Origin of the sequence: Kribbella sindirgiensis (genome assembly GCF_004331435.1) — a bacterium.
Taxonomy (GTDB): domain Bacteria; phylum Actinomycetota; class Actinomycetes; order Propionibacteriales; family Kribbellaceae; genus Kribbella; species Kribbella sindirgiensis.
The window spans coordinates 38843-55649 of sequence record NZ_SJKA01000010.1; the positions used below are offsets into that span (position 1 = coordinate 38843).

The following is a 16807-nucleotide window of genomic DNA, read 5'->3' on the forward strand; positions in this document are numbered from 1 at the left end:
GTTGGTGGGGGCTCAAAGATGCGTTGGTGGTGCCGTGTGGTGCGAGGGGTTGGTGAGGTTGGTGGGGGAGGATGTGGGTCGGCTGGAGGGAGTGAGGCGCGGGATGATGGGGCGGTCGCATGCTTTGTCGGGGTGGTGTGCCGGGTTGGCGGTGGCGCCGCTGGTCGGGCTGACCTCGGTGGCGGAGGTCGTGCCGTTCGCGGCGGCCACGGCCGGGTACGCGCTGCTGCCGGACCTGGATCACCCGGGTGCGAGCGCATCGCGCCTGCTCGGACCGGTGACTCGCCTGGCGTCGGCCGCGGTCAGGGCGTTCTCCGGTGTGCTCTACAACGTGACGAAGGGCCCACGCGACGAGGACAGCACCGGCAAACACCGGCACGCGACCCACACCCTCGCCGCCGCGATCCTCCTCGGCATGCTCGCGGCAAGCCTCGGCGACCGCGGCAAATGGGCAGTACTGGCGGTCGCGGTCACCGGCCTCGTCCTGGCAGCCGACGCACTGGGCGACTGGATCGTCATGGCCGTCCTCGCGGCGGTCGGCTGGTCGATCGTCAGCACGACAGGTCCAGGGACCGCCCTCCCCGGCACAGCGGCCGCCGACGCGCTACAGACGGGTCTGAGTCAGATCGGCGGCTGGATCGGCGCGGCCGTCGCCGTCGGCATGTTCGTTCACTGCCTGGGCGACAGCCTGACCCGCTCCGGCTGTCCGTGGCTCTGGCCCCTGCCGATCCGCGGCGAGACCTGGTACGAACTCCGGCTGCCGAAACCGCTCCGGTTCAGCACCGGCCACTGGTTCGAGCACGCGATCATCGTCCCGGTGCTGACTGTCGCCGCTGTACTGCTGCTGCCGGGCGGCCTGCAGGTGGTGGAGCGCCTGTTCGACGCGACCTCGGTCTGGCTCGCGGGTCAGTCCTGAGGCCGGCCGGTCAGGTACGACGGAATTCCGCCGGACTCGAGCGCCGCTGCGAAGCGGCGCTGGTTGCGCGCGCCCGGCCACGCCTCCCAGAGGAACAGCGGGAGCGCGATCACCGCACCGAGCAGGACGACCCAGAAGCTGTCGGCGACGAACGCGAGCGCGACGGAGATCAGGAACACGGACTCGCAGACCGCGAACCGGGTGAACGTCGACGCGGTGAAGCGGCGCCACGACTCCGCGTGGACCTCGGCGGCCGGGCGGCTGGAGTACTCGAGCGGGGGAGTGCGGAAGCCGATCAGTTCGCAGAAGGAATACGCGCCCACCGCTGCGGCGAGCACCACCAGCAGCGGCCAGCTCGCCGGGAGTTCGCCGAGCCCGTGGGTGCCGAGCACGAACCACAGGACCAGGGTCATCATCGGGATCGCGGCGGCCATCGTGGCGCAGACCGTGGTCAGGCGCTGTTGGGTCGTGGGGGCGGCAAAGGGTGTCGACACGCCGATGAGACTAAGGCATCAGAAGTGCACCGGAATTCCAACACACTGCGGTCGCTCGCTTACGGAGAGTATTCGCAGAAGTTTTTCCGGACTTTTTTGCCGGAAGCTGTAACGACTGCCGGGTGCGCCCCGATAGGACGAGTGAGCCTGGTGGCTGCCCGGACCCCCGAGCGGACAGCCACCAGGCCTACCCATTTCTTCAGGGTTCGGGAGCGGTAATCTGAGGCCCATGTCCTCGCCAGCATCCACGCCCTCGCAGACCTCGTCGACGGCGCTGCCCTTCGGCCGTCTGACGACCGCGATGGTCACCCCGTTCCGGCCCGACGGCTCCCTCGATCTGGACGCCGCCCAGAAGGTCGCGACGTACCTCGTCGACGCCGGTAACGACGCCCTGGTGCTGAACGGGACCACCGGCGAAGCGCCGACCACGTCGGACCAGGAGAAGGTCCAGATCCTCCAGGCGGTCCGCGAGGCCGTCGGTGACCGGGTCAAGCTCGTGGCCGGCGTCGGGACCAACGACACCGCGCACACGATCGAGTGCGCCAAGCAGGCCGAGGCCGCCGGCGCCGACGGCCTGCTCGTCGTCACGCCGTACTACAACAAGCCTCCGCAGGACGGGCTGCGCGCGCACTTCACCGCCGTCGCCGACGCCACCGGACTGCCGAACATGCTGTACGACATCCCCGGCCGGGCGGGGGTCGAGATCAAGAGCGAGACGCTGATCACACTCGCCGAGCACCCGCGGATCGTCGCGGTGAAGGACGCCAAGGGCGACATCGCCGGGACCACCAAGGTGCTGGCGAACACCGATCTGTTCTACTACTGCGGTGCCGACGAGCTGAATCTCGCCTCCCTGGCGATCGGCGCGGTCGGTATCGCGAGCGTGGTGGCCCATGTCGCGAGCCGGGAGTACCGGCAACTGATCGACGCCGTGGTGGCCGGCGACCTCGCCACCGCACAGGAAATTGATCGACGGCTGGTGCCCGCCGTCGAGACGATCATGACCAGGACCCAGGGCGCCATCATGGTGAAGGCCGCGCTCAAGCTGGCCGGCGTCATCGAGCACGCGACCCTTCGGTTGCCGCTGGTTGAGGCGACGGCCGAGCACGTGGACCGGCTCACCACCGACTTGAAGCAGGCAGGACTGATTGCATGAGCCATCCCCATCCAGATCTCTCCGCGCCCGGACCTCTCGCTCCGGGCGCTTTGCGGGTCATCCCGCTCGGCGGCCTCGGCGAGGTCGGCCGGAACATGACCGTGTTCGAGTACGACGGCAAGCTGCTGATCGTGGACTGCGGCGTACTCTTCCCGGACGAGAACCAGCCCGGCGTGGACCTGATCCTGCCGGACTTCGAGCCGATCCGGGACCGTCTCGACGACGTCGTCGCGGTCGTCCTGACGCACGGCCACGAGGACCACATCGGCGGGTTGCCCTACCTGCTGCGTGAGCGGGGCGACATCCCGGTGGTGGGATCGCAGCTCACGCTCGCGCTGCTCGAGGGCAAGCTGAAGGAGCACCGGCACCGCAACGTGCCGCAGCAGACCGTGGTCGAGGGCGAGAAGCTCCAGATCGGGCCGTTCGTCTGCGAGTTCGTCGCGGTCAACCACTCGATCCCGGACGCGCTCGCGGTCGCGATCAAGACGCCGGCCGGCGTGGTGCTGCACACCGGTGACTTCAAGATGGACCAGCTGCCGCTGGACAACCGGATCACCGACCTGCGCGCGTTCGCGCGGCTCGGCGAGGAGGGCGTCGACCTGTTCATGGTCGACTCCACGAACTCCGAGGTGCCCGGCTTCACCACCCACGAGCGCGATATCGCGCCGGTGCTGGACCGGGTCTTCACCAAGGCGAAGAACCAGCGCATCATCGTCGCCTGTTTCGCCTCGCACGTGCACCGCGTCCAGCAGGTGATGGACGCCGCGGTGAAGCATCACCGCAAGGTCGCGTACGTCGGCCGCTCGATGGTCCGCAACATGGGCGTGGCCCGGGACCTCGGCTTCCTGAACGTGCCCGGCGACACGCTGATCGACATGCGCGACCTGGACAACTACCCGCCGGAGCAGGTGGTGCTGGTGTCGACCGGTTCGCAGGGCGAGCCGATGTCGGCGCTGTCCCGGATCGCCGCGAACGACCACAACGTCGTACATCTCCAGCGGGGTGACACCGTCGTACTGGCGTCCTCGCTGATCCCCGGCAACGAGAACTCGGTGTACCGGGTGATCAACGGCCTGATCCGGCACGGTGCGAACGTGATCCACAAGGGCAACGCGCTGGTGCACGTGTCCGGTCACGCGAGCGCGGGCGAGCTGCTGTACTGCTACAACATCGTGAAGCCGCGCAACGTGATGCCGGTGCACGGCGAGGTCCGGCACCTGCACGCGAACGCGGACCTGGCGGTGCAGACCGGCGTACCGCGGGAGAACGTGGTCGTCGTCGAGGACGGTGTGGTGGTCGACCTGATCGACCGCAAGGCCGTGGTGGCCGGCAAGGTGGACTGCGGGTACGTGTTCGTGGACGGCTCGACCGTCGGCGACATCACCGAGACCTCGCTGAAGGACCGCCGGATCCTCGGGGACGAGGGCTTCATCTCGGTGATCGCGGTGATGGACTCGGTGACCGGCAAGCTGACCGCCGGCCCGGAGATCCACGCTCGCGGGTTCGCCGAGGACGACTCGGTGTTCGACGACCTGAAACCGAAGATCGAGGCGGAGATCGCCAAGGCGATGGGCACGGGCGTCGACGACATGTACCAGCTGCAGCAGGTGATCCGCCGGGTCGTCGGCAAATGGGTCAGCGACACCCACCGCCGCCGCCCGATGATCATCCCGGTCGTGGTCGAAAGCTAGTCACCCGGTGTAACCTCGGCGCGACGAGACGAAGGGTGGGCCGGCGATGAGTGTCAGCGGGGTGAACGGGACGGGTCAGCGCCGGCCCACGATGAAGGAGGTCGCCGCCCGGGCCGGGGTCGCGTTGAAGACCGTGTCCCGGGTGGTGAACGAGGAACCGAACGTCAGCCCGGAGCTGACCGCCAAGGTCCAGGCCGCGATCAAGGAGCTCAACTACACCCCGAACGAGTCCGCCCGGATGCTGCGCCGCGGCAAGACCGGGACGATCGCGGTGGTGATCCGCGACATCGGCGACCCGTTCTTCGCGTCGCTGGGGCGGGCAGTCGAGCTCTGGGCCCGTTCGTCCGGTTCGGTCGTGATGATCGGCCTGACCGACGAGGACCCGGAGCGGGAGCGGGAGGTCTGCCTGGAGTTCGTCGCCCGGCGCCCGGACGCGCTGATCATGGCGCCGATCGGGGAGACCCAGGAGTACCTCGCGCCGCATGTCGACGCCGGGATGGCGGTCGTCACGATCGACCGTCCCGCGCACGGCATCGAGGCGGACGCCGTCCTCGCGGACAACGCCGGTGGGATCGATCAGGCGATCGACCACCTGGTCCGCCAGGGCCACCGCCGGATCGCGTACCTCGGTGACGACGAGCGGATCTTCACCGCCCGCGAGCGGGTGGTGGCCTACCGGGCGGCGATGGCCCGGCACGGGATCGTCGTCGACGAGGACCTGGTGCACCTGTCCGAGCCGACCACCGAGGGCATCGGCATCACGCTCTCGGCCGTCCTCGACCGCTCCGAGCCGGCCACGGCGTTGCTCTCGGCGAACAACATGACCACTGCGGAGGTCCTGCGCGGTCTCGCCGGCCGGCGGGACCAGGTCGCGTTGGTGTCCTTCGACGACCTGGCGCTCGGCGACCTGCTCAGCCCCGGCCTGACCGCGGTCGCGCAGTCCGCCGACGTGATGGCCCGGACGGCGATCCAGCTGATGACCGAGCGGCTCCCGGAGCCGCACCGCCCCGGGCGTACCGTCCGCGTCCCGGTGAAACTGACGATCCGCGGCTCAGGCGAGATCCCGCCCGCCCGCTGACGGCACCGTTCGCAGTTCGGCGGCGAGCGGGCAGTCGAACGGGTCGCGGGCGCGGAGGCCGACGTTGTTGAGGTAGTCGACGACGATCTTGTACGACGTGAACAGGCCGACCTCGGCGTACGCGATGCCGTGGAGTTCGCAGTACTCGCGGACGATCGGCTGGACCTTGCGCAGCGTCGGCCGTGGCATGCTCGGGAACAGGTGGTGCTCGATCTGGTAGTTCAGGCCGCCCATCGCGATATCGGTGAACACCCCGCCGCGGATGTTGCGCGACATCAGCACCTGACGCCGCAGGAAGTCCAGTTTCATCGTCTTCGGCACGATCGGCATGCCCTTGTGGTTCGGGGCGAACGCGGCTCCGAGGCAGACCCCGAACACGGCGAGTTGCAGCCCGAGGAACGCGCTGGCCTTCCCGGGCGGCAGCAGGAAGTAGAGCGCGGCGACGTACAGCGAGATCCGCGACGCGACGACCGCGGCGTCGATCCGGTCCGCGCGGGTCGCGCCGCGGCGCAGCAGGTGCGTCAGGCTGGAGGCGTGCAGGCCGACGCCCTCGAGTGTGAGGAGCGGGAAGAACAGCCAGCCCTGCCGCGCCGCGAACCAGCGGCCGATCGGCCCGCGTTCGACGACGGCGTCGGGTGTGAACGCGAGCACCTTGAGCTGTACGTCGGGATCGCGGTCCGCCTGGTTCGGGGCGGCGTGATGCTTGTTGTGCTTGGCCCGCCACCAGCTGACGCTCATGCCGAGGACGCCGCCGGCGAGGATCCGCGCGGTCCAGTCGTTGCGCGCGTTCGAGTGGAACATCTGCCGATGGGCGCTGTCGTGGCTCAGGAATGCCACCTGCACCAGCACGAGCGCCAGGGCGCCGGCGAGCCAGAGCTGGTGCCACGAGTTGCCGAGCAGGATCATGCACGCGACGACCGCGAGCAAGGCACCCAGGACGATGCTCATCCGGGTGACGTAATAGCCCTGCCGCCGCCTCAGCAGACCGAGGTCGCGGACGGTCTGCAGGAGATCGGTGTAGAGGCTGACGTACTGCTGCTGGGCGCTCACGCCGGTCAGCCTAGTGACCTCATGCAACGTCAGACGTGCGGACACGTGACCCGACGAGGTCGGGTTGGCAAAGTGCTATCGCCCGTACTGCGAGGCCAGCGGGCAGTCGAACGGGTCCCGGGCGCGGAGACCGACGTTGTTCAGGTAGCCGACGACGATCTTGTACGACGTGAACAGGCCGACCTCGGTGTACTTGATGCCGTGCAGTTCGCAGTACTCGCGGACGATCGGCTGGACCTTGCGCAGCGTCGGCCGCGGCATGCTCGGGAACAGGTGGTGCTCGATCTGGTAGTTCAGGCCGCCCATCGCGAAGTCCGTGAGCACCCCGCCGCGGACGTTGCGCGACATCAGTACCTGGCGACGCAGGAAATCGAGCTTCATCGTCTTCGGGACCAGTGGCATGCCCTTGTGGTTCGGGGCGAACGAACCGCCGAGGCAGACGCCGAAGAGGGCGAGCTGCAGCCCGAGAAACGCTCCGGCCTTGCCGATCGGCAGGAGGAGGAGCAGCACGGCCAGATATCCACCGAGCCGGGTCACTACGATCGCGGCCTCGATGCGGTCGACCGTGCTCGCTCCCCGTCGGAACAGGTGCTGGATGCTCGAGACGTAGAGGCTCAGGCCCTCCAGGGTCAGCAGGGGGAAGAAGAGCCAGCCTTGGCGGCGGGTCAGCCATGCCTGGAAGCCCTTGCGTCTGTTGACGTGCTCAGGGGTGAACGCGACGACGCCGATGGCGATGTCCGGGTCCTTCCCCAGCTGGTTCGGCGCACCGTGGTGGCGGCTGTGCTTCGACTTCCACCACGCGGCACTCATCCCGACGAGACCACCGGCCAGCAGGCGCGCGGTCCAGTCGTTCCAGGCGGCCGAGTCGAAGACCTGGCGATGCGCGCTGTCGTGGCTGAGGAAGGCGACCTGTGTGAGGACCAGCGCCAGTGCACCTGCCATCAGGAGCTGGAACCAGGAGTTGCCGAGCAGCCCGACGCCGACCCAGACCCCGGCGAAGGCAGCCAGCACCAGGCCGATCCGGGTGAAGTAGTATCCGCGCCGCCGCCGGAGGAGTCCGAGTTCGCGGACGGTCCGGAGCAGGTCGGTGTAGAGGTGCGTGTACTTGTGCTGAGCCCGCAACGGGTCGTGGTCTTCGGCGAGAAGCTGTGACATGAGAACGCCCCGTTCCAGTAGTGCATCGGCTGATGCGCTACCAGGTCTGGGGCAGCGTCACGAGAAGGTGCTGAGTACTTCAACGGAACCACGCCAGGTAGCCGCACGCAAGGCGGTGGCCGAGGCCCGCAGGTGATTTGAGGCTCAGTTCGCCCGGCTGTCACCTGGCCGTCATCAGCGGGGAGCACCTTCGGGTCATGAAACTGAGTCGCCGCCAGCTCCTTGCCGCGTCCACCGTCGCCGGTGCGTCCCTCGCCGTACCGGGGGTGGCCGTTGGGGCGCCCAATCTCGTCCGTCGTGACCGGGCCGCGCTGCCCTCCGGTGTCGCGAGCGCCGACGTGACGCCGAACTCGGCCGTCGTCTGGTCGCGCGCCGACCGGCCCGGCCGGCTGGTCGTCCAGCTGACCAGCCACGGCCGTTTCGACCGGGCGATCTGCTTGCGCGGCCCGAAGACGGACGCCGCGGACGACTTCACCGCGCGGCTCCCGCTGCGCGGTCTGCGCCCGGGGCAGCGCTACGACTACCGGCTCGGCTTCGAGGACTCCGACGGCCGGATCGGCGAGACCCTGGACGGTTCGTTCAGTACGCCGGGCCGCAACCGGCCGGTGTCGTTCGTGTTCACCGGTGACACCGCCGGCCAGGGGTACGGCATCAACCCCGAGCTCGGCGGCATGATCGCCTACAAAGCCATGCACGAGACCCGGCCGGACTTCTTCCTGCACTCCGGCGACAACATCTACGCCGACGGCCCGATCCAGGCGGAGCTGAAAGTTGCCGACGGCACCGTCTGGAAGAACGTGGTGACCGAGGAGGTCTCGAAGGTCGCCGAGACGCTGGCCGAGTACCGCGGCCGGTACAAGTACAACCTGCTGGACGACAACGTGCGCTCGCTGTACGCCGACGTACCGCTGGTCGCGCAGTGGGACGACCACGAGACGCTGAACAACTGGTACCCGGGGGAGATCATCACCGACTCGCGGTACACCGAGCGGCGGGTCGACGTCCTGGCGGCGCGGGCGAAGAAGGCGTTCCTCGAGTACCTGCCGATGGAGCACGTGGCCGGGCGGGACCGGATCTACCGCAAGGTGAGCCACGGCCCGCTGCTCGACGTGTTCTGCCTGGACATGCGCACGTTCCGCGGCGCGAACCCGGTGCCGTCGACGGTCGGCCCGGTGGCGATGCTCGGCGCCGAGCAGGCCGCCTGGCTGGTGCGTGAGGTCGCGGCGTCGCGGGCGACCTGGAAGGTGATCGCCAGCGACATGCCGCTCGGCCTGCTGGTCCCGGACGGTGACCGGATCGAGGCCGTTGCGAACGGTCTGCCGGGGGCGCCCGGCGGTCGTGAGCACGAGATCGCCTGGGTGCTCAGCCAGTTCAAGAAGCGCAAGGTGCGCAACGCGATCTGGCTGACCGCCGACGTGCACTACGCCGCGGCGCACCACTACGACCCGTCCCGGGCGGCGTTCACGGACTTCGACCCGTTCTGGGAGATCGTGGCCGGGCCGATCAACGCGGGTGTGTTCGGCCCGAACGCGCTCGACAGCACCTTCGGCCCCGAGGTCGTGTTCTCGAAGGCGGCGGACTTCCCGAGCCAGTCGCCCGCGAGCGGCAACCAGTTCTTCGGGCACACCCGGATCGACCCGCGGACCGGCGTGTTCACGGTCTCGCTGCGGAACCTGTTCGGCGACGTGCTCTGGACCAAGGACATCACCCCGGCCCGTTCGTGAGGGCCAGTCGTGCTCACCGGCTCCGGCGCCTGCGCGGGATGCCGCCCACTGGAGCCGGTGGGCACGACGTCAGACCCGCTGCAATGCTGCGGCGCCGGGACCGTCCAGCTGCGGCAGGACAACCCGGCGGCCTGTGAGCAGCAGGAGCAGCGACAGGACTGGGCCGCGGAGTTCCGGCCCGTCGCCCACACTCCAGTCGACGTCGTCGGCGACCAGTTTCAGGCCGTCGTACGGCACTGGCTTGAAGACCTTGGACAGCCGCGTGCCCCGGCACTCCCAGACACGTTCGGCCGCCGTCGCAGCCACCTCCGCCGGCACCGGGAGCGTGCGGCCGATCGGGATCGCTATGTCCTGCCCGTGAACGACGATGTCGATCAGCGTCTCGCGCGGAGTGACGCCGAGGTTGTGCCGCCGGGAGCCGACCATGCCGCGGATCGCCCCGATGATTTGTTCGGTCGGCAGGGCCGCCTGGTCGCGGGCGGAGGTCTGGATCATCCAGTTGAGGCTGTGGAGGCCCGGATGCTTCAGCGCGAGGCGGAGGCCGTCGCCCAGGGTCATCTGCTGGAGGGTGAGGTGGCCGGCGACGTCGCGGACGGTCCAGCCGTCGCACAGCGAGCGGTGCGACCAGTCGGCCGGCGCCAGCGTTGCCAGCAGGTCGGCGGTGCGCAGGCGCTGGGCATCGATCGCGGCCCAGAGTTCGTCGTCGTTCATCGTGGTGCCTTCCCCTCCATCGGACGGTAGCTCACATCGGGCGGTGTGGTGCGCGTGCGCTTGAGTTCGTAGAAGTCGGGACAGCCCGCCAGCAGCCGTACGCCGTCGAACAGGCGCACTGCGTCGTCGCCGCGGGGGACCGCGTTCAGAACCGGTCCGAAGAACGCGGCGCCGTCGATGTGCACAACCGGCGTACCGCCGTCGATCCCGACCGGACGGGTCCCTTCGTTGTGGCTGCGGCGCAGTGCGTCGTCGTACTCCGTGGTGTCGGCGGCGTCCGCGAGCGCGGCGGGCAGTCCGGCCTCGCTCAGCGCTGCTGCCGAGGCGTCGCGGTACTCCGTCGGCGTCGGGTAACGCCAGTGGTCGAAGATCAGGTCACCGAAGGCACCGTGCCAGGTCCGGAACGCTTCACTGCCATGGTGCGTGACGACGGCGGTCGCCACCCGGGACGGGCCAGTCGACGCGCCGAGCTGCCGGCTGTAGCTGTCGTCGCGGCCTTCGTTGAGCAGGAGCAGGCTCATCACGTGGTACCGGAGGTCGAGGTCGCGGTACTGGGCGACCTCCCGCAGCCAGCAGGCCACTACCCACGTGTACGGGCAGATGGGGTCGATGTAGAGGTCCACGCCTGGTGCTGTGCTGCGGTGCAGGCGCTCAGTGAAGTAGGCGCTGGTGACCTGGTCCCACAGGTCGAGGTCGGCACCGGTCTGGTCGTGTCGCGTCATGGTCCTCAGCGTCCGCCGCACGGTGACGTGGCGCATCGTCCGAAATGCTCATCCCCTACTCACCCAGGCAGCGACCTGGGCACGGTTCGCGAAGCCGAGCTTGGTCAGGATGTGCTGGACGTGGTTCTGGGCGGTTCGTTCGGAGATGACCAGTGCGGCGGCGATCTCACGGTTGCTGAGGCCCTTGGCGACCAGATCGGCGACTTCCCGCTCCCGCTGACTCAACGGGCCTGTAGGCGTTGCCAGTCTCTGAACCCACGGAGCCATACCTAGCGTCTTCGCGAGCGGCAGTGTCTCGGCGGCCAGCGCACGGGCCTGAGGTACGTCACCGGACCGCTCGTAGACCTCGGCCAGCAGGCAGGCGGCCTCGACCGCGAAGCCAGGCGCACCGATGGACCGGCACAACGCACCGGCCTTCTGGAGGTCCGCAATGGCCGCATCCCATTCGTTCAGCGCGGCAGCACATGCACCGAGCACCAGCTCGACCGGACCGAGGAAGTTGGTCGCACCAGCACCGGCGACGACGTACCGGCCACGGTGTGGTCCCAGCCGGTCGCGGAAGCGGCGTACGTCGGCGGTCGCGCCGACCGCGGCTGCCACTCGGGCGCCGATGGTGTGCAGCAGTAGTTCGCCGGCGCGCCAGCTGGGCCAGGACTCTGGATCACCGGAGCGTTGGTACAGGGCGGCCGCCTCGTCGAGACGGCCGGCGTCGACGAGGACGAAGGCGCGGTTGAGACGGGCGGCGAGGTCCCAGCGGGCATCGGTCCCGAACTGCCAGACCGCGCTGCCCAGCAACTCGGCGGAGTGGCCTCGGTGGTGGCCGACCAGCATCCGGAACGCGACTTCGGCGCCATGCGTTGCCGGGTGTCCGATGCTGCGGAACACCTCGAGTGCCTCGTCGAGCAGTGACTCTGCGTCCTCGAACTCGGCTCTGGCCAGTGCGAGCGACGCCTGCGTGAGCAGTACGTGCCAGCGGCCGTGTGACCCGTTGACGCGGCCGGCACAGCTCGCCAGTCGTCCTGTCTCGGCTCCGATGGCGGCCAGGTCGCCGGAGTACCACAGCACGTCCACCTGCCACAGGCGTCCGCGGAGCTCGATCTCGGCGCGGCCCGTCGACGTACCGAGCTCGATCATGCGGCGTGCCGCAGCTGCCAGCTCGTCGACGTCGTCCGGTCCGCTGGTGGCGAGCTGCCGTGCGGTGAGCGCCTCTACCAGGAGGTCGTTGGTGTCAGCCTGCCCGAGCGCTTCGCTGCTCGCGGCCGCCGCCTCGCCCCAGCGGCCGAGGTAGACAGCCGCCTGCGCCTGCCGGGCAAGCAGCCGGACCCTGGTCTCTGTTGAGAGGCCGGGCGCGGCCAGCGCCTCGGTGCACCACTGGTGGATGTCGCCGTCCCACGCGGACTGGCCGATCGGCTCCAACGCCACCGCCGCGTCTGCGAGCAGGTCGAGGTCCTGCTCGTTGCGGGCCGCCCTGGCTGCGGCCTGCGCGGCCACGTGCGCTGCCGTTAGGTCACCAGCCTTGACAGCTGCTTGCGCCAGCTTGAGCTGCAGCCGTGCTCGTTCTCGTGCATCCGGTGTCAGTGCGACGGCTGCGGACCAGTGCCGCTGCGCCTCGGCAGGCGCGTCAACAGCCTCAGCCGTACGGCGGTGCAGGTCCGCGCGAGCTGTGAAGGGCAGTCGTGCCTCGGCGTCCCGGCGTACGGACTCGTCGGCGAACCAGGCCTCGCCCGCCGTGACGACCAGAGCGCCGGCCCGAACCAGCGCGTCCAGGGAGCCCAGGAAGTCGTTGGGAGGCAGGCCGACGACCTGCTGGAGTACGTCGAGGCGCACCCGCTCACCGGCCACCGCAGCGGCACCCAGGAGCAGGTCGTTATTCACGCTCGCAGTGTGACCGTCACCAGCTAGGTTTGTCAGCATGACCTATCCGGAGAGCCGCCGCGACGACGTGGTCGAGACGTTGCACGGGCACCAGATCGCCGACCCGTACCGCTGGCTGGAAGACCCTGACTCCGCCGACACCCAGGACTGGGTCAGCCGGCAGAACGCGTTCACCCAGGCCGAGCTCTCGGGCTATCCGGAGCGAGCCTGGTTCGAGACGACCATGGCCGCGATCCTGGCTCGCCCACGCGCCGGCGTACCGGTCAAGAAAGCGGGCTGGTACTTCGTCGGGCGCAACGACGGCACGCAGGCACAGGACGTGATCTACGTTGCCGATTCGCTCGACGAGCTGCTGTCCCGCGGCCGCGTGCTGATCGACCCGAACACCCTGTCCGAGGACGGCACCGACTCGCTCGGGTCGTTCACCGTCTCGCCGGACGGGAAGTACTTCGCGTACGGCATCAACGAGAGCGGCAGCGACTGGACGACCTTCCGGCTGCTCGACATCGCCACCGGTTCGCCGGTCGACGACGTGGTGTCGGAAGCCAAGTTCAGCGAGGCGACCTGGCTCCCGGACAGTTCGGCGTACCTGTACCTGCACTACCCGGCGAGCGGGCGCAGTGAGGGGACCGAGACGAAGTCGCTCAGCGGCGGGCGGCTGATGCTGCACCGGGTCGGCACGCCGCAGTCCGAGGACGAGCTGGTGCTGAGCTTCCCGGACAACGACCAGTACTTCATCACGCCCGAGGTGTCCGACGACGACCGCTACCTGGTCGTCCACATCTTCGAAGGCACAGACCCGAGCACACGGCTCTGGGTGTACCCGATCAGTTCGGACGGGCTGGGCGAGCCGGTGAAGGTCGTCGACGAGTTCGTGGACGAGATCGCGTTCGTCCGGATGTCCGGCGACCAGCTCGTCCTACGGACCGACCGGGACGCGTCGCGTGGGCGTGTGGTGCTCTCAACGCTGGACGGGGAGTTCACCGACCTCATCCCGGAGGGAGAGTCGACGCTGCAGGCAGTCCGCGGTACGGCGGACGGCCTGGCCACGTTGACGCTCGTCGACGCGCAGCCGGTGCTGACGCTCTACGCGCTGGACGGGTCCGGTCAGCGCGTCGTCGACGTACCTGGCGGGGGAGTGGTCGGCCTCAACGCCGGAGCGGAGTACGACGAGCTGTTCATCGGGCTGTCGACGACAACCGACCCCACGCTGTCGTACGCCGTCTCCACCGGGTCAGGCGACGTACGCGCCCTGCCGGAGCTGGTCCGTGGCTCTGGTGGCTTTACACCGCCAGAGGTCACTGTCACGCGCCGCATCGCTCCTGGCCGCGACGTGCCGTACTTCCTGATCACTCGGTCCGACCTGGACTTCGAGGCGCCGCGTCCGACGCTCATGTGGGGGTACGGCGGGTTCCGCATCCCGGTCGAGGCCGACTACCGTCCCGGGTGACCGGCCTGGCTCGCCGCAGGGGGCGTACTGGTCATCACGAACCTGCGTGGCGGCGGTGAGTACGGGTCCGAGTGGCACGACGCTGGGCGGCTCAAGAACAAGCAGAACGTGTTCGACGACTTCATCGCCGTCGCTGAACACCTGCGGGACACCGGCGTGACCACTCCGGAGCAGCTGGCCATCCACGGCCGCAGCAACGGCGGACTGCTTGTCGGCGCGGTCATGACGCAGCGGCCGGACCTGTTCGCCGTCGCACTGCCCGGTGTGGGCGTTCTGGACATGCTGCGGTTCCACCTGTTCACCGTGGGAGCGGCGTGGGCGTCCGACTTCGGTCTACCGGACGATCCGGAACAGTTCGAGGACCTGCTGGCGTACTCGCCCCTGCATCGCGTCAGCGACGGTACGGCGTACCCGGCAACTCTCGTGACCACAGGCGACCATGACGACCGCGTGGTTCCGTTGCACAGCCACAAGTTCATCGCGGCGCTACAGCATGCCCAGTCCGGTCCGCGGCCTGTCTTGACCCGGGTCGAGGTCAACACCGGCCATGGCTTCGGAAAGCCCGCCGCGATGATCGCGGCGGAGTGGGCGGACCTACTGGCGTTCGCTGCTCACCACGTAGGTCTCGTACCTCCTGAGCAGTAGGAGGGCTGCTTGTGGCTACCAGATCCGCGGGGCCTGAAGGTCCCGCGGGTCGTCGGCCGGCTGACAGCCGTGCGCGCTCTCCGCGTACTCCGTGCGCGGGCCGGTCGTGGCCAGCGTGCGTACGGCGCCGACGAGCCGGTCCACGTGCTCACGGGTCGTCCCGAGGCCGAGGCTGGCGCGGACCGCCGTACCGTGCTCGGGGGAGCCGGCGAGGAGATGACCGACCAGCGGGTGTGCGCAGAACTTGCCGTCCCGGACGCCGATGCCGTACTCGGCGCTCAGCGCCGCCGACACCAGCGTCGAGGTCAGACCGGCGACCGTGAAACAGACGGTGCCGACACGGTCCGCGTCCTCGCCGAAGATCGAGTACGTCGTGACGCCCGGGATCTGGGCGAGGCCGGTGCGCAGACGCGCCAGCAGACTGCGCTCGTGCTGCTCGATCGCGTCCCGGTGCTTGCTGATCGCGGCACAGGCACTCGCCAGCGCGATGGCGCCGATGACGTTCGGGGAGCCGCCCTCGTGCCGCGCCGGACCGGTCGTCCACACCACGGCGTCGCCGGTGACGGCATGCGTCGCGCCGCCGCCGTGCAGGTACGGGTCGGCGGCGTCGAGCCAGTCGGCGCGGCCGATCAGCGCGCCCGCGCCGTACGGCGCGTAGAGCTTGTGACCGGACAGCGCCACCCAGTCGACATCCAGGAGGGTGATGTCGACCGGGCGGTGCGGGGCGAGTTGCGCGGCGTCCAGGCAGACGCGTGCGCCGTGCGCCTTGGCCACCTTGGCGATGTCGGCGATCGGGAAGATCTCGCCGGTGACGTTGGACGCGCCGGTGATCACCACGAGCCGCGGGCCTTCGGGCGCCTGGCGGAGCGCGTCGGCGACGCGGGTCACGGCCTCGGCCGGGCTCTCCGGTGCGGCGAGGCGTACGGTCCGCTCGGCCGGCCAGGGCAGCAGCGCCGCGTGATGCTCGGACTCGAACACGACCACGGTCGCGTCAGCCGGCACCGCACGGGCCAGCAGGTTCAGCGCGTCGGTGGTCTGCCGGGTGAAGACCACCTGGTCGTCCGTCCGGGCACCGACGAAGGCGTGCACCTCGGCGCGCGCCCGCTCGTACCACTGGGTGGTGATCCGCGAGGCGTACCCGTTGCCGCGGTGCACCGACGCGTACGACGGCAGCGCGGCCTCGACACTGGCGCGGACGGACTCCAGACACGGCGCGCTCGCACCGTGGTCGAAGTTCGCGTAATCGGTGACCCGGCCGTCGGCGAGCGGGACCAGGAGGTCCGAGCCGACCGTGGCGGGGATGCTGCCGGTCGCGAGCCGGGCGATCGCCGGCCGCGGGGACGTCGTACTGGCCGGCTCGAGAATGGACAGGATCGACATGATGCTGCTCCCAGGGAAGTCCGCACTTGCCGAGCGGGGTATCCGCACGGCCTGGTCTTCACCCGGGGCACCCCACCGCGGAGGAGGGTTGCCGGCCAGCTAGCCGGGGCTTGTCGCTGACACTCATGACCTGCCGAGAACGGTAACGAACGGGCTACGGGCACCGCCAGTGCGTATCTCATGTGATGAGATGGCTGCACACATCGTGGGACGAGGCAAGGAATTCGATGACCTGGAGAGCACCCGCCGTCGAGCGACCGGACGGCTCGCTGACCGCACCCGAAGCGGAACTGCTGCACGGCTACCTGCAGTTCTACCGCACCACACTGCTCTTCAAGTGCGCAGGGCTGACCGCTGAGCAGCTGGCCGAGCGGCCGTCGCCACCGTCCAACCTGTCACTGCTGGGCCTGATCAGGCATCTGACCAAGGTCGAGCGGATCTGGTTCCGCATCCACTTCGCCGACGAGCCCGCCGAGCCGCTGTTCGCGCCAGAGCTCGGCAAGGACGCGGATTTCGAGTTGATCGACCCTGCTGACGCGCAGGCGGCGTACGACGGGCTGATCGCCGAGTGGAAGCTCTCTGACGACGCGGCGGCGGGGCACTCGCTGGACGAGCGCTTCACGTTCAAGGGCACGGAGTCGACGCTGCGGATGATCTACATCCATCTGATCGGCGAGTACAGCCGGCACTGCGGCCACGCCGACCTCTTACGGGAGCAACTCGACGGGACCACGGGCGCGTAACGAGACCTGCTGCGCTT

At 69.3% G+C, this 16807-nt stretch carries 14 protein-coding genes, 1 pseudogene and 1 riboswitch; of the genes and pseudogenes, 8 read left to right on the forward strand and 7 right to left on the reverse strand.

Annotated elements, in window-relative coordinates:
- The first annotated feature begins 106 nt into the window (after positions 1 to 106).
- On the forward strand, positions 107 to 916 hold the full coding sequence (locus tag E0H50_RS26460) for a metal-dependent hydrolase (RefSeq protein ID WP_131293422.1): 810 nt from the start codon (positions 107 to 109) through the stop codon (positions 914 to 916).
- Here E0H50_RS26460 and E0H50_RS26465 read toward each other — a convergent pair.
- A complete protein-coding gene (locus E0H50_RS26465; RefSeq protein WP_131293228.1) occupies positions 907 to 1410 on the reverse strand; it encodes a hypothetical protein in 504 nt (167 codons plus the stop codon). The genes E0H50_RS26460 and E0H50_RS26465 overlap by 10 nt on opposite strands.
- 229 nt (positions 1411 to 1639) lie before the next feature.
- On the opposite strand from E0H50_RS26465, the gene dapA reads away from it, so the two are divergent.
- The 3 genes from dapA to E0H50_RS26480 are packed head-to-tail and all read left to right on the forward strand — an operon-like array spanning position 1640 to position 5335.
- The gene (gene dapA, locus E0H50_RS26470) at positions 1640 to 2566 is read left to right on the forward strand and encodes a 4-hydroxy-tetrahydrodipicolinate synthase (RefSeq protein ID WP_131293229.1); all 927 of its coding nucleotides are present in this window, start codon (positions 1640 to 1642) and stop codon (positions 2564 to 2566) included.
- Positions 2563 to 4257, forward strand: a complete 1695-nt coding sequence (locus E0H50_RS26475; RefSeq protein ID WP_131293230.1) for a ribonuclease J — start codon at positions 2563 to 2565, stop codon at positions 4255 to 4257. Before dapA ends, E0H50_RS26475 begins: the two co-directional genes overlap by 4 nt.
- A gap of 46 nt (positions 4258 to 4303) precedes the next feature.
- Positions 4304 to 5335 (forward strand): LacI family DNA-binding transcriptional regulator, encoded by a 1032-nt coding sequence (locus E0H50_RS26480; protein WP_131293231.1) that lies wholly within the window; start codon positions 4304 to 4306, stop codon positions 5333 to 5335.
- Here E0H50_RS26480 and E0H50_RS26485 read toward each other — a convergent pair.
- Both E0H50_RS26485 and E0H50_RS26490 read right to left on the reverse strand, forming a co-directional pair.
- Positions 5309 to 6385, reverse strand: a complete 1077-nt coding sequence (locus E0H50_RS26485) for a fatty acid desaturase family protein (RefSeq protein WP_238151223.1) — start codon at positions 6383 to 6385, stop codon at positions 5309 to 5311. The two genes, E0H50_RS26480 and E0H50_RS26485, sit on opposite strands and share 27 nt — an antisense overlap.
- A gap of 75 nt (positions 6386 to 6460) precedes the next feature.
- Entirely contained in the window at positions 6461 to 7540 is a 1080-nt protein-coding gene (locus tag E0H50_RS26490) for a fatty acid desaturase family protein (RefSeq protein ID WP_131293232.1), read from the reverse strand.
- A 197-nt stretch (positions 7541 to 7737) separates the two neighbouring features.
- Here E0H50_RS26490 and E0H50_RS26495 point away from each other — a divergent pair, with 197 nt between their 5' ends.
- Entirely contained in the window at positions 7738 to 9264 is a 1527-nt protein-coding gene (locus tag E0H50_RS26495) for an alkaline phosphatase D family protein (protein WP_131293233.1), read from the forward strand.
- Between the two features lie 69 nt (positions 9265 to 9333).
- Here E0H50_RS26495 and E0H50_RS26500 read toward each other — a convergent pair whose 3' ends face one another.
- Genes E0H50_RS26500 through E0H50_RS43925 form a run of 3 tightly spaced genes read right to left on the reverse strand, consistent with a single transcriptional unit; the run spans position 9334 to position 12572 of the window.
- Positions 9334 to 9975 (reverse strand): maleylpyruvate isomerase family mycothiol-dependent enzyme, encoded by a 642-nt coding sequence (locus E0H50_RS26500; RefSeq protein WP_131293234.1) that lies wholly within the window; start codon positions 9973 to 9975, stop codon positions 9334 to 9336.
- On the reverse strand, positions 9972 to 10697 hold the full coding sequence (locus E0H50_RS26505) for a mycothiol-dependent nitroreductase Rv2466c family protein (RefSeq protein WP_238151224.1): 726 nt from the start codon (positions 10695 to 10697) through the stop codon (positions 9972 to 9974). The genes E0H50_RS26500 and E0H50_RS26505 overlap by 4 nt, the downstream gene beginning before the upstream one ends.
- A 48-nt stretch (positions 10698 to 10745) precedes the next feature.
- Entirely contained in the window at positions 10746 to 12572 is a 1827-nt protein-coding gene (locus tag E0H50_RS43925; protein ID WP_131293235.1) for a LuxR family transcriptional regulator, read from the reverse strand.
- 37 nt (positions 12573 to 12609) lie between these two features.
- Here E0H50_RS43925 and E0H50_RS26515 point away from each other — a divergent pair, with 37 nt between their 5' ends.
- Together E0H50_RS26515 and E0H50_RS43930 are read left to right on the forward strand one after the other, a co-directional pair.
- The gene (locus E0H50_RS26515) at positions 12610 to 14022 is read left to right on the forward strand and encodes a prolyl oligopeptidase family protein (RefSeq protein WP_238151225.1); all 1413 of its coding nucleotides are present in this window, start codon (positions 12610 to 12612) and stop codon (positions 14020 to 14022) included.
- Positions 14023 to 14040: 18 nt separating this feature from the next.
- Positions 14041 to 14667, forward strand: a pseudogene (locus E0H50_RS43930) (prolyl oligopeptidase family serine peptidase); the annotation flags it as partial.
- Positions 14668 to 14682: 15 nt separating this feature from the next.
- On the opposite strand, the gene E0H50_RS26520 reads toward E0H50_RS43930, so the two are convergent.
- A complete protein-coding gene (locus E0H50_RS26520; RefSeq protein ID WP_131293236.1) occupies positions 14683 to 16047 on the reverse strand; it encodes an aminotransferase class V-fold PLP-dependent enzyme in 1365 nt (454 codons plus the stop codon).
- 17 nt (positions 16048 to 16064) lie between these two features.
- Positions 16065 to 16178, reverse strand: a riboswitch (SAM riboswitch).
- A gap of 96 nt (positions 16179 to 16274) precedes the next feature.
- On the opposite strand from E0H50_RS26520, the gene E0H50_RS26525 reads away from it, so the two are divergent.
- Positions 16275 to 16790 (forward strand): DinB family protein, encoded by a 516-nt coding sequence (locus tag E0H50_RS26525; RefSeq protein WP_131293237.1) that lies wholly within the window; start codon positions 16275 to 16277, stop codon positions 16788 to 16790.
- Positions 16791 to 16807 lie beyond the last annotated feature (17 nt).

Bases quoted from the DNA above. Each gene is read 5' to 3' on its own strand.
- E0H50_RS26495 (WP_131293233.1), top strand. From the start codon at position 7,738: ATGAAACTGAGTCGCCGCCAGCTCCTTGCCGCGTCCACCGTCGCCGGT.
- E0H50_RS26520 (WP_131293236.1), bottom strand. From the start codon at position 16,047: ATGTCGATCCTGTCCATTCTCGAGCCGGCCAGTACGACGTCCCCGCGG.
- E0H50_RS26500 (WP_131293234.1), bottom strand. From the start codon at position 9,975: ATGAACGACGACGAACTCTGGGCCGCGATCGATGCCCAGCGCCTGCGC.
- E0H50_RS26490 (WP_131293232.1), bottom strand. From the start codon at position 7,540: ATGTCACAGCTTCTCGCCGAAGACCACGACCCGTTGCGGGCTCAGCAC.
- E0H50_RS26525 (WP_131293237.1), top strand. From the start codon at position 16,275: ATGACCTGGAGAGCACCCGCCGTCGAGCGACCGGACGGCTCGCTGACC.
- E0H50_RS26505 (WP_238151224.1), bottom strand. From the start codon at position 10,697: ATGACGCGACACGACCAGACCGGTGCCGACCTCGACCTGTGGGACCAG.
- E0H50_RS26475 (WP_131293230.1), top strand. From the start codon at position 2,563: ATGAGCCATCCCCATCCAGATCTCTCCGCGCCCGGACCTCTCGCTCCG.
- E0H50_RS26480 (WP_131293231.1), top strand. From the start codon at position 4,304: ATGAGTGTCAGCGGGGTGAACGGGACGGGTCAGCGCCGGCCCACGATG.
- E0H50_RS26515 (WP_238151225.1), top strand. From the start codon at position 12,610: ATGACCTATCCGGAGAGCCGCCGCGACGACGTGGTCGAGACGTTGCAC.
- E0H50_RS26460 (WP_131293422.1), top strand. From the start codon at position 107: ATGGGGCGGTCGCATGCTTTGTCGGGGTGGTGTGCCGGGTTGGCGGTG.
- dapA (WP_131293229.1), top strand. From the start codon at position 1,640: ATGTCCTCGCCAGCATCCACGCCCTCGCAGACCTCGTCGACGGCGCTG.